This is a genomic window from Arthrobacter sp. P2b (genome assembly GCF_900168295.1).
Taxonomy (GTDB): Bacteria; Actinomycetota; Actinomycetes; order Actinomycetales; family Micrococcaceae; genus Arthrobacter.
Window position 1 is genome coordinate 51,338 of the sequence record NZ_FVZL01000004.1, and the last position, 12,065, is coordinate 63,402.

Annotated in this window: 11 protein-coding genes; 6 read left to right on the plus strand and 5 right to left on the minus strand. The window is 65.8% G+C overall.

Features of this window, described 5'->3' with window-relative positions; all coding sequences use genetic code 11:
• Positions 1-21 precede the first annotated feature (21 nt).
• Together B5520_RS09200 and B5520_RS09205 are read right to left on the minus strand one after the other, a co-directional pair.
• The gene (locus tag B5520_RS09200) at positions 22-306 is read right to left on the minus strand and encodes a hypothetical protein (protein WP_079596767.1); all 285 of its coding nucleotides are present in this window, start codon (positions 304-306) and stop codon (positions 22-24) included.
• Positions 307-313: 7 nt separating this feature from the next.
• Positions 314-1,087, minus strand: coding sequence for an SDR family NAD(P)-dependent oxidoreductase (locus B5520_RS09205; protein ID WP_079596768.1), 774 nt, complete (start codon positions 1,085-1,087; stop codon positions 314-316).
• A 226-nt stretch (positions 1,088-1,313) separates the two neighbouring features.
• Here B5520_RS09205 and B5520_RS09210 point away from each other — a divergent pair, with 226 nt between their 5' ends.
• The 6 genes from B5520_RS09210 to B5520_RS09235 all read left to right on the plus strand — a co-directional run bounded on the left by B5520_RS09210 (position 1,314) and on the right by B5520_RS09235 (position 8,330).
• On the plus strand, positions 1,314-2,651 hold the full coding sequence (locus B5520_RS09210) for an MFS transporter (RefSeq protein ID WP_079596769.1): 1,338 nt from the start codon (positions 1,314-1,316) through the stop codon (positions 2,649-2,651).
• Between the two features lie 35 nt (positions 2,652-2,686).
• Positions 2,687-3,583 carry a transketolase gene (locus B5520_RS09215; protein ID WP_079597005.1) on the plus strand — a complete coding sequence of 299 codons (897 nt, stop codon included), beginning with the start codon at positions 2,687-2,689 and terminating at the stop codon, positions 3,581-3,583.
• Entirely contained in the window at positions 3,580-4,599 is a 1,020-nt protein-coding gene (locus B5520_RS09220) for a transketolase family protein (RefSeq protein WP_079596770.1), read from the plus strand. The genes B5520_RS09215 and B5520_RS09220 overlap by 4 nt, the downstream gene beginning before the upstream one ends.
• A 109-nt stretch (positions 4,600-4,708) precedes the next feature.
• The gene (locus B5520_RS09225) at positions 4,709-5,368 is read left to right on the plus strand and encodes a GntR family transcriptional regulator (RefSeq protein ID WP_079596771.1); all 660 of its coding nucleotides are present in this window, start codon (positions 4,709-4,711) and stop codon (positions 5,366-5,368) included.
• A gap of 125 nt (positions 5,369-5,493) precedes the next feature.
• Complete coding sequence (treS, locus tag B5520_RS09230; RefSeq protein ID WP_079596772.1) at positions 5,494-7,788, plus strand: maltose alpha-D-glucosyltransferase; 2,295 nt, start codon at positions 5,494-5,496, stop codon at positions 7,786-7,788.
• An 89-nt stretch (positions 7,789-7,877) separates the two neighbouring features.
• Positions 7,878-8,330, plus strand: coding sequence for a DapH/DapD/GlmU-related protein (locus tag B5520_RS09235; RefSeq protein WP_079596773.1), 453 nt, complete (start codon positions 7,878-7,880; stop codon positions 8,328-8,330).
• A 5-nt stretch (positions 8,331-8,335) separates the two neighbouring features.
• Here the strand turns inward: B5520_RS09235 and B5520_RS09240 are convergent, their stop codons facing one another.
• From B5520_RS09240 to B5520_RS09250, 3 genes are all read right to left on the minus strand, one after another.
• A complete protein-coding gene (locus B5520_RS09240; RefSeq protein WP_254865532.1) occupies positions 8,336-9,820 on the minus strand; it encodes an MFS transporter in 1,485 nt (494 codons plus the stop codon).
• Positions 9,821-10,121: 301 nt separating this feature from the next.
• Positions 10,122-11,216, minus strand: a complete 1,095-nt coding sequence (locus B5520_RS09245; RefSeq protein WP_079596775.1) for a HoxN/HupN/NixA family nickel/cobalt transporter — start codon at positions 11,214-11,216, stop codon at positions 10,122-10,124.
• Positions 11,216-12,055 (minus strand): urease accessory protein UreD, encoded by an 840-nt coding sequence (locus B5520_RS09250; RefSeq protein WP_079596776.1) that lies wholly within the window; start codon positions 12,053-12,055, stop codon positions 11,216-11,218. Before B5520_RS09250 ends, B5520_RS09245 begins: the two co-directional genes overlap by 1 nt.
• Positions 12,056-12,065 lie beyond the last annotated feature (10 nt).

Genomic DNA, 12,065 nt, shown 5'->3' on the forward strand with positions numbered 1-12,065 from the left:
GGGATGCACAGCCCCGCCGCCCTACGCCCGCCCGGCCGCCGCAGCCGTTTTCCGTCCGGCCAGCTGGACGGACGCCATTTTGTAGCACAGCTGCCCGCCGAGTTCGCGGGGATGGATCCACACCTCATAGCCCTCGGCTGCCGAGAACAGGGCCCTGCCCGCTGTCATGTCCGCTGCAAGCCAGAGGGCGGAGGAATCCTGCATGGCGTCATCCACCACCCCTGCCCGGACCAGCTGGAAATCCTTCCGGACCTCCACGGGAATCCCGACGAGCCGGCTCCAGTCGTGAAAGCGAAACCACTTCATGGCGCGGTCAGTGCATGTGGCTTCCGCCGTTGATGTCCACCGTGGTGCCGGTGAGGTAGGCGGATTCCTCGGAGGACAGGAAGGTGATCACGGCAGCAACTTCTTCCGTGGTGGCGTTGCGGCCCAGCGGAATCCCGGCGTTGATGGCGGCTTCCTGCTCCTCGGTGCTGCCCACCCGGATGTTGGTGTCCACGGCGCCCGGGGTGATGGCGTTGACGGTCACGCCGGTGGTGCCCAGTTCGCGGGCCAGGGCCTTGGTAAGGCCCAGAATGGCGGCCTTGGCTGCGGAGTACGGGACCTTGCCGAAGACCCCGCCACCGCGCTGGGCTGATACGGAGGACATGTTGACGATCCGGCCCCAGCCGTTGGCGATCATGTCCGGCAGGAAGGCCTTGGTCACCAGGTAGGTGCCGGTGGCGTTGACGTCCATCACCTTGTGCCACAGCTCAAGGGTGGTCTCCAGGAACGGGACGGGGGAAGTGATCCCGGCGATGTTGGCCAGGGCCCCTACCGGCGGCAGGTTGCCGGCGGTGACCTCCGCGGCTACGGCCTGGTAGGCGGCGTTGACGGATGCTTCGTTGGCGACGTCGATTTCGTGGCCAAAGGCGGGGACGTTGAATTCGTTTCCGATCTCGGCGGCGACCTTGGCGGACTTCTCGCCGTCGAGGTCCAGGATCACCACTGCCCAGCCCTGGTTGGCGTAGCGGCGTGCGGTGGTGATGCCGATGCCCCGGTCCGAGGTTGCCCCGGTGAGGACTGCGGTGCGCTGGATGGTGGTCATGATGGTGCTCCTTGGCTGTGATGGAACATCTTTGGTCCCTTGGGTTGGCTGGCCCGGCTCGCACGGGCATTCGTGATGGGGACCACATTAGTCCTGCCAATGTTAACAGTCAACCTCCGACATTGACTGTTGACATTGCTCATGACGCCGATCACACTGGACCTATCATTTTGTTAACCGTCGACAGCGGCTACCCCAACGAGCCGCTTTCCGAAAGGGAACCACCATGGGCAAAGATGCTCTGAACATGCGCGGTCCAGTGCATGGCACCAAGGACGCGAAGCGCGTCGCCATTGGCTCCGGTGTGGGCGCAGTAATCGAGACGTACGACTTCATCGGTTTCGGCACCGCCGCTGCGCTGTACTTCGGGACCGCTTTCTTCCCCACCGGCGATCCCGTTACCGGCACCCTGGCCGCCTTCGCCACCCTGGGCGTTGGCTTCGCTGCCCGCCCGCTGGGCGGCATCATTGGTGGACACCTGGGTGACAAGGTGGGCCGCAAGCCCGTGCTGGTCACCTCGCTGATCCTGATGGGCGTGGCCACGTTCCTGATCGGCCTGCTCCCTACCTACAGCCAGGTGGGCCTGCTGGCTCCGGCGCTGCTGGTGTTTGTCCGCATCGTCCAGGGCCTGGCCTTCGGCGCCGAATGGGGCGGCGCCATCCTGATGAGCTACGAGCACGCACCATGGAAGTCCAAGGGCAAGTACACCGGCATTGTCCAGGCCGGCTTCCCGGTAGGCCTCCTGCTCGCCAACCTGGTCTTCCTGGTCAGCGTCAATCTCGGTGGCGAACTCGCCTGGCGCGTTCCGTTCCTGGCCAGCATCGTTCTGGTGGTTGTGGGCCTGATCATCCGCTCCAAGGTTCCCGAGTCCCCCGTCTTCGACGAGGTCAAGGACAGCGGTGACATCGTCAAGTCCCCCATCGTGGAGGTCATCAAGACCGACTGGCGCAACATCGTCAAGGGCATCGGCCTCCGCGTTGCTGAGACTGCCGGCTACGCCGTGTCCATCACGTACATGATTTCCTACCTGCACACCGAACAGCTGGCGGACAAGACGCAGACCCTCGTGGCGCTCTGCATCGCATCCTTCATCGGCATCTTCGCCACCGCCGCGTGGGCACGCCTCACCGACCGCATCGGCCGCCGCCCGGTCTACCTCTGGTCCTGCGCCTTCGCCGTCCTGTTCGCCGTGCCCATGTTCCTGCTGGTCAACACCGGCCTGTTCTTCTTCATCATCGCCACCATCGCCATCTCCTACGCCGTCTGCCAGAACTCACTTGCCGGCGCCCAGGGCGCCTGGTTCCCGGAGCTCTTCCAGGCCAAGACCCGCGCCTCAGGCGCCAGCCTTGCCTACCAGATCTCCGCCATGGTCTCCGGCTTCACCCCCTTCGTCACCACGCTGCTCTTCGTCAGCTTCGGCTGGATGGGCCCGGCCCTTCTGTTCGGCGCCTATGCAGCAGTGGGCCTGTGGGCCGCAGTCGCCACCCGCGAAACCTGGGGAAAGCGCGAGCGCGAGCTGGCCGATGAAGCCACCAAAAGCACCCCCAACACGGTGAGCGTCTAATGACCGTCACGCACGATACGAACACGGAGCAAGCCATGCCGACAGAAACCGTCCAAGCCCCGGCCATCAAAAGCCAAGCGGCTCAGGAGCGGATCGCCACAATCGCCGCCGCCGCCTACCGGATCCGGCACCACGCCCTGAACATGGGCGAGGTGCAGGGCCAGGGCTACGTGGGCCAGGCCCTGGGTGCAGCGGACATGCTGGCCACGGTCTACGGCGACCAGCTCCGCTTCCGCGCCGAGGACCCGCACTGGGAGGCCCGGGACCGGTTCCTGCTCTCCACCGGCCACTATGCCATCGGCCACTACGCCGCGCTGGCCGAAGCCGGCATCGTCCCGGTCGACGAGCTCGAAACCTACGGCTCGGATGATTCGCGGCTGCCGATGTCCGGCATGTCCACTTACACGCCCGGAATGGAGATCTCCGGCGGCTCCCTGGGCCACGGCCTGACCATCGCCGTCGGCATGGCCCTGGGCCTCCGGTACCAGGGCTCCGATTCGAGGGTGTTCAACTTCCTCTCCGACGGCGAGCTGGACGAAGGCTCCACCTGGGAGGCGGCCATGGGCGCGCACCACCACCAGCTGGGCAACCTCACAGCAATGGTGGACATCAACGCCCTGCAGGCGGACGGCAAGACGGACACGGTACTGCGCACCGAGCCGGTGACCGAAAAGTGGGAATCGTTCGGCTGGTACACCCAGCGGGTGGACGGCAACGACGTCGCCGCGCTGCTCGCAGCCTTCGACAACGCAGCCACCCAGGCCGCCGCCGTCGGACGCCCCTCCGTGATCCTCTGCGACACCAAGGTAGGCCGCGGCGTACCCCTGCTCGAAAACCGCGAAAAGGCGCACTTCATGCGCATCGAAGAACACGAATGGCAGACCTGCCGCGAGCAGCTCACCGCCGGCTATGAAGGAAAGGCTTCAGCATGAGCACCACCACCGAGGCCCCCAACACCACGACAGCCGTCAAGCCGAAGCTGAAGACCTCGGCCATGATCGCCTCCTTCGCTGACCCGGGCCAGAAGACGGCGTCCGCACCGTTCGGGCACGCCCTGGTCAAGGCCGCGCAGGAAAACGACAGGATCGTCGGCCTGACCGCGGACCTGGGCAAGTACACGGACATGCACATCTTCGCCAAGGCATTCCCGGAACGGTTCTTCCAGATGGGCATGGCCGAGCAGCTGCTCTTTGGCGCCGCGGCCGGCCTGGCGGAAACCGGGCTGGTGCCGTTCGCGTCCACCTACTCGGTGTTCGCTGCCCGCCGCGCCTACGACTTCCTGTGCCTGGACGCCGCCGAGCCCAACCTGAACGTCAACATCGTGGGCGGCCTGCCCGGCCTCACCACCGGCTACGGCCCCAGCCACCAGGCCACCGAGGACATGGCGATCTTCCGCGGCATGCCCAACCTGACCATCGTGGACCCCTGCGACTCGGTGGACATCGAGCAGGCTGTCCCCCAGCTCGCAGCGTCCGAGGGCCCCACCTACCTGCGCCTGCTGCGCGGCAACGTGCCCACCGTCCTGGACGAATACGACTACACGTTCGAGCTCGGCAAGGCCAAGGTCCTGCGCGGCGGCAACGACGTTGTGTTCATCTCCTCCGGCCTGATGACCATGCGTGCCCTGCAGGCCGCTAAAGCGCTGGCGGCACACAACGTGGACGTCGCCGTCGTACACACCCCCACCATCAAGCCGTTCGACGCCGAAACCGTCCTCAAGGAGATCAACACCGACCGGCTGGCCGTGACGCTGGAAAACCACTCCGTGGTGGGCGGCCTGTTCGAAACCGTCGCCTCCGCCGTCGTCACCGCCGGCGTAGGAAAGCGCGTGGTCCCCGTGGCGCTGCCGGACCAGTTCCTCGACGCCGGGGCGCTGCCCACCCTGCACGACCGCTACGGGCTTGCCGTGGACCGGATCGTCGCAAAGGTCCTCGCCGAACTGGGCTGACCTTCAGCATCAAAGAGCACGGCACCGGTCCCGGCCGGTGCCGTGCTTTCTGTCGTAGTATCGACGTACGACTGTAAACAGTCGACTTACAACATTGAGGACGGAAGCCATGGCCGGACTGACAGCCCCGCTGCTGGGACTGGAAAAGAAAAGCCTGCGCGAGCAGGCGCTCGCGGCACTGAGGACCGCCATCACCAGCGGCGAGCTGGAACCCGGGCGGCACCTGGTGGAAACCGAGCTGTCCGAGATGCTGCAGATCAGCCGGGGAACTCTCCGTGAAGCCCTGCGCCAGCTGGAACAGGAAGGCCTGCTCTCGGCCGGGCCCCGTGGCCGGCTCTCCGTCCGGCACCTGGATGAAAAGGAAATCCGGGATATCTTCGCCGTCCGCGCCGCCCTGGAGTCGCTTGCCGCCCGGACCCTCTGCGAACTTCCGGACCGGCAACACGTCACGCAGTCCCTGCACAAAGCCATCGACGCGATGAGCGCGACAGCTGACGGGACGCTTGAGGAACGGATCGAATCGGACCTCGAATTCCATCGCACCCTTTGCCGCCTGACCGGCAACGAGACGCTCCTGCATTCCTGGCAATCGCTGGAAGGCTCCATCCGGATGTCCATCATGTTCGCCGGCCGGGAAAAGGGCGTCAGCAACATGAGCGTGGACCGACACCGGGACATCGTCGCCGCCATCGACACCGGCGACGCCGCCCTGGTCCGCAAGACCATCCTCGAGCACATGGACACGGCCGCGGCCACCCTGGTGTCCTAGCCACTTCTTGGTAGTTTCGTAGTTCGCGCGAATAGTCCCCGCGCCCCCGGGTACGTTGGACTATGAGCAGGGTGGCCAGGCAGTATGCCTTGGGACCGCGGGACCAACTGTAGAAAGAGGACTCAATGCGGGAACCGATGACCAGCGACGATGTTTTTGAAGCGGAGACCGTTGCCGGCGAAAACGAAGAAGCAGCTGCTGAACCGTCAGCGGACCCGGACGTCAATTTCGACGAGCAGTTTTATCCGGCCCGGCCCAAGGCCCTAAGGCCCACCGCCCGGCGGCGCCAATACTTTGCCACCAGGCCATCCTTCGAATTCGATGGACGCAATGCGGCCTATGTTGAATGGCTGCGGAACCAGGCGATGCTCGGCGACGCCAACACATTGGCCCGGCAGCTCTCCGGGCAAGCCAGCATGTGGCAGAACTCCTACGCTCACCCGAACCCCCGGGCTGCCGTGGAGCGGGCACCCGTCTGGTTCACTGCCTATCCGCTGTCCTTCATCACCAGGTCCACCGAGTCCTTCCTCTCGGCCCTGGGCGATCCGGCCATGTGGGAAGCGTTCAGCGAAATAGGCATCCGGGCCATCCACACCGGTCCGGTGAAACTGGCCGGAGGCATCAGCGGCTGGTCCCAGACGCCCAGCGTGGACGGGCACTTCGACCGGATCAGCATGGCGATCGATCCGGTGTTCGGAACCGAGGATGAGTTCCGCCGGATGTGCGAGGTCGCCGCGGAACACGGCGGAACCATCATCGATGACATCGTTCCCGGCCACACCGGCAAGGGAGCTGATTTCCGCCTGGCCGAAATGAATTTCCGGGACTACCCGGGCATCTACCACATGGTGGATATCCCGGAGGAGGACTGGCACCTGCTGCCGGACGTCCCCGAGGGGCAGGACTCCGTCAACCTGAGCCCCGATTCCGAGCAGGCCCTGCAGAAGGCCGGGTACATCATTGGCCGGCTGCAGCGGGTGATCTTCTACGAACCGGGCGTCAAGGAAACCAACTGGAGCGCCACCCGGCCCATCGTGGACACCACCGGAAAGACCCGCCGCTGGGTCTACCTCCACTACTTCAAGGCAGGCCAGCCGTCCATCAACTGGCTGGACCCGACGTTCGCCGGGATGCGCCTTGTGGTGGGGGACGCACTGCATTCCCTGGTGGACCTGGGCACCGGCGCACTGCGGCTGGATGCCAACGGCTTCCTCGGGGTGGAAAAGAGCGCCGAGGAGCAGCCGGGCTGGTCCGAGGGGCATCCGCTGTCCGAGGCAGCCAACCAGCTCATCGGCTCAATGATCCGCAAGGTGGGCGGGTTCTCCTTCCAGGAGCTGAACCTGACCATCGACGACATCAAGGCGACGTCCGAGGCGGGCCCGGACCTTTCCTACGACTTCATCACCCGGCCGGCCTACCACTACGCGCTGGTCACCGCCGATACCGAGTTCCTGCGGCTGACGCTCAAGCTGTCCATGGAAATCGGCGTCGACCAGGCATCGCTGGTCCACGCCCTGCAGAACCATGACGAACTGACGTACGAGCTGATGCACTTTGCCGCGGGGCACCGGGATGAGGTCTTCGAGCTCAACGGGCAGGAACTGACGGGCGCCCAGGTTGCCGAACAGGTGCAGCAGACCATGCGGGAGCGCCTGACCGGGGAGAACGCCCCCTACAACGCCTTGTTCACCACCAACGGCATCGCCTGCACGTCGGTCAGCTTCATCATGGCCGCGCTGGGCATCAAGGACCCCCAAGCGGTGACCCCGGAAGAGGAGGCGCGGATCCTGGATGTCCACATCCTCCTCGCCATGTACAACGCGCTCCAGCCGGGCGTCTTCGCACTCTCCGGCTGGGACCTGGCCGGCATCATGGCACTGGACCGCAAGAGCGTCGCCGAACTCACCGCCCAGGGTGACACCCGCTGGATCAACCGCGGTGCTCACGACATCATGGGCACCAGCCCGGACGCGGTAACCTCCTCCGCTGGTATGCCCCGGGCCCGGAGCCTGTACGGCCCGCTCCCCGAGCAGCTGCAGAACCCGTCCTCCTTCGCGAGGCGCCTGCAGCGGATCCTGGCGGTCCGCGAGGAAAGCGGCATCGCCACAGGTGCCCTGCTGGATGTACCGGACGTCTCCAACCGTGGACTGCTGGTGATGGTGGTCCGGCTGAACAGCGGCGCACTGGGCGTTACGGTGCTGAATTTCTCCGACCAGGACATTGCGGGCAGCATCCAGTCCAGCCACCTGGCGCCCGGGGCTGCCGTCCACGACCTGTTCACCGGCGATGCCGTTGGCCAGGTGGATGACCTGCACAGCTTCTTCCTCGAACTGCCCGCTTACCAGGGCACGGTCCTGCAGCTGACAGAGGAAGAGGAGACCGGGCAGGAGGACGGCGTTACTGCACCACCCGTGGGCTGATTTTCCTTGCGGCCGCGCGGGAATCCCTGTGGGTTCTCAACCGTTAACTGAATGTTCGGTAAGTTACCCGCGCGTAAACGAGGGATTGAATGAACGGGAAGTTTGTATCTGTTGAGGACGACGCCGGGAAGGTCACCCGCTACGTCCGTCACGGCAACGGCGGGGGCCTGGTGGCGCCCGGGGCAGTCGTGGCCGAAAGCGCCCGCATCGGCGCCATGACGTACGTGGAGCAGGGCGCACAGATCGGTCCCGGCTGCCGGATCGGCCACGGGAGCTGGATTGACCGTGAAGCCAGGATCGGCGACCGGACGGTGGTGGGTGACGGCGTGCGCATCGGCCGTGCGACGGTGATTGGAAGCCGGGTACACATCGGCAGCCACTCGCGCATTGGTTCCGGGGTCCTCATTGAGCACGGGGTCCACGTGCACGCGGACAGCACCGTGCCCGACGGCGGCCAGGTCCTGCTGGGTTCGCGGACCCCGGAACGCGCTGCGGCACGGAAGCGGCCGCACCGCAGCGGCAGGGGCAGGATCGCCGCCTGAGGCTGCTAGCGCGCCCCGGCAGCCTCGCGAACCTCAGGGGCAGGCGCGAGCAGCATGGTTGCGGTATCGATGCGCTCATCAGTGTCCTGCCGGGCGACCAGCTCGTCCGCCTCCTCGCGGCTGGCAACCACAGGCACTGACCCGAGCAGGGGCCGGGACGCCGACTCCCGCATCTTCAGCAAGGCAAACAGCGCCACCAGCGAGAAGAACATCACGTAGAACGCGGGAGCGTACAGGTTCCCGGTCGCCTCAACGAGGATCTGGCTGACCAGGGGCGTGGTGCCGCCGAAAACCGAAATGGCGAGGTTGTGCGTGACGCCTACCGATCCGAACCGGGAGGCCGTGGGAAAGAGCTCCGACATCACGGCCGCGGTCAGTGCGAGGAAAAACGCCGAGGGCAGCGACACCAGGAACAGTGCCAGGTACAGGGACCACAACGTTCCCAACTGCATCAGGGTAAAGGCCGGCAGCAGCAGGACCAGGTTTCCGATCGTGGCCATCGCGTAGATGGGGCGCCGGCCGATGCGGTCGGACCAGCGGGCCACGAGAGGGATCATGAGCGCCAGCAGAACCAGGACGACGACGGCGGCAACCGCCGTGTGCATAGGGTCGGATCCGACCTGGGTTTCCAAGTACGTGGGTATGTAGCTGGTGAGCAGGTACCCCGTCGTGCCGTCGGCGGCAACGAGGGAGCAGCCGATCAGGATTTGCGGCCAGTAGTGCTTGAAGATGTTCGGCAGGTTGTGCCGGACGAAGATGGGGTCAATGTCTTCGGTTCCGGCCTTCGCGTGGGCGGCCTCGAAGCTGGGTGATTCCGGGAGCCGGAGCCGCATCAGAATCGCCACGATGCCCAGGGGAAGGGCGATCAGGAACGGGATGCGCCAGCCGCCGTCCAGCATTGCGCTGTCACCCCACGCTGAGGTGGTGATGGCGGTGGTTGCGGCCACCATGCTGGCACCGGCAGCGAAGCCGAGCATTGAGCCGGAGTTCAGCAGGGAGGCCATATACCCGCGGTTGCGGTCGGGCGAGAACTCGGAGATGTAGGTCGCGGCACCGGAATATTCGCCGCCGGTGGAGAAACCCTGCAGCATCTTGAGCAGGTACAGGGGGATGATGACCCACAGGCCCACCTCGCCTGCTGTGGGGAGCAGGCCGATCCCGGTTGTGGCCACGGCCATCAGTGCCATCGTGAAGAAGAGCACTTTGCGCCGGCCGATCCTGTCACCCAGCGGCCCGAGGATCATTCCACCCAGGGGGCGAACGATGAAGGACACAGCGAAACCGAGCAGGGTGACCAGCAGGCCCATGCGTTCGTCCATGCCCTCGGTGAACACGGAGGTCATGACGACGGCCAGGTAGCCGTAGACTCCGATGTCGTACCACTCAATGAAGTTGCCTACCCCAGCACCTACCTGCGCCTTCCGCAGTTCGTTCTTATCCACGATGATGCAGTCGCCCGCCGTCAGTCGGCGGGCAGTTTTGTGGCGCACGGGGTGCTCTTCTTTTGAGTGTTCGAACATCTTTGTCCTGTCTCTGTACCGGATGACGGGTGGGCAGGAGTACCGGCGGTCAACCGGAATCCCCTAGGGGAGGCTGGTAAGTATTGTGCCAGAAAGACAACGGAGGATCGGCCGCCTTCCCGCCCCGAATGTGATCTGAGCCTCCATTTTCCGCGTGATCAGCCCGTCTCGGGGCTGTTGCAATAGAAGCAACTGGTCGCGTCACAATCATCAAATGAGGACGTTCCCATCCTCGCCCTGCCGAAAATTGACCCTTTGCGCCCCGGGGTTTTCACGGGCAACTGGAGCCCGGGCTGCCGGCCTCCGGACCGGCAGCCCGCCTTCTGATGCCACGGCCGGCCCGCAGGGCCGCCACGCCCCAAACGGCAAGGAAGGCCGCAACCAACAAGAGCCCTGCCTCGCCCAGGTCGATATCGCCCAGCCAGGCGGTGACCGGGTCATCCAGCCCAAAGGCGGCATGGGCGAACCCGCCGAGGGTGATGGCTGCGATGAAGAGCGCCGACACCGCGGAAAGGCCCGTCACCAAGGCATTGAAACCGAGCGTGCGCTGCGGGTGGTCCAGGGCGGAGCGGTACATCCGCATCATGGCCACGCCGTTGACCGAATCGCACAGCGTCATCGCGGCGGCGAACGCCAGCGGCAGCGCAAGAAGGGCGAAGGGCGGCACCCCGGCCAGGGACGCCGCCGTCGTCATCATCAGCAGCCCGATGGTGGTGGCGGTGTCGAATCCCAGCCCGAACAGGAAGCCGATCACGTAGATGTTCCGTGGCCGCAGCACCCTGGACAGGGGCCTGGCCAGCAGCCGGGCCATGAGCCCCTGCTGTTCGAGGTCCGCCGGACTGATTGCCGTGCCGCTGCGGGCCCGGCGGTAGGCCTGCACCGACCTGGCGAACGCCGACCCGTTGAACAGGCCCATCGCCAGCAGGAACACGCCGGAAACGCCGCTCCCGATCAGCCCTAGCACCAGGTTCCCGGCGGACCCGTCCTGCATGAACCCGCCCACGATGCCGGCGCCGGCGACCACCAGCACCCCGGCGAGGGTCACCACCGAACTGTGCCCCAGGCTGAAGGCAAAGCCGACACTGACAGGGTCCTGCCGCTGCGCCACGAACTTCCGCGTCGAATTATCGATCGCAGCCAGGTGGTCCCAGTCGTAGCTGTGCTTCACGCCGGCCAGGTAGGCGGTCAGGACCAGGCCCCACGTGAGCGCGTGGGCACCGGCCGCACCGGCGTTCCCTGCGAGCAGGAGTACGACGGCGGCCGCATGCAGCGCGGCCACCGCACCAAAGGTGAACATCAGGCGCGTCCGAACCGGCAGTGCTTCCCGCTGCCGGTAGTAGGCGGCGATGTCCGTGATGGCCGTCATCAGTGCTTCCTCAGGTTCAGCGGTCCCTGCCCGTGCCAGCGTTCCCGCAGGAGGTTGGCGCAGGCCGAAAGAAGGAGGTTCAGTTCCCCGGTGCTGTTGGACAGGGCGCGGAGCACCAGGCCGGAAGTACCCGCGACGGCCCGGGTCAGGGAGATGCCGGGCAACGCATCGAATCCGGCGGCGAGCAGGTGCAGTTCGTCGGCGAGCGCCTGGTCCACGCGGGCGTCCACCACCACGAGGGACCCCACGTGGCTGAAGCCCTCCATAAACCCGACCCCGGTGACATCGCCCGACGGCGGCCGGATCAGCAGGTTGTCCAGCGCCAGGAGTTCAGACGTCCCGCCGGCGCCGTCGGGTTCCACCCGGATCTCGTTGCGCAGCCGGACTTGCTCGTACCGGAAGGCGGTCCCGTCCGGCGACCAGCCTGGGGTCACCACCTCAGCCATGACCAGCGACGACGACGGCCGCAGGGCAATGGAGGTCCGCTGCCGGTAGCTGGCCTCCCGGTAGGCGATGAGCTGGTCGGGCATGAGCTCCAACCGCGCCCCCTCCCCCAGCCGGACAGTCATCCGCTGCTCAGCAAAAGACCCCGGAGTCCGGTAAACCTTCGTGGCGGACTGGGTAGTCAACAGGAGGTCAGCCCCATCCCCAACTTCAACATCCAGCACAAAAAGATCAGCCCCAAGATAAGCCCCGCCAGGATTCACCACGACGTAGCAAACCTGCCCCGAGTCATCGAGATAATGCGGCCGAAGAACTCTCAAGGCGCCCTGATGATACTGGTGCACGGCAACCGAGCGCTGGCCACGCACGGCGACCCGAAGCTCCAACCGGCCCATCGCGGGCCGA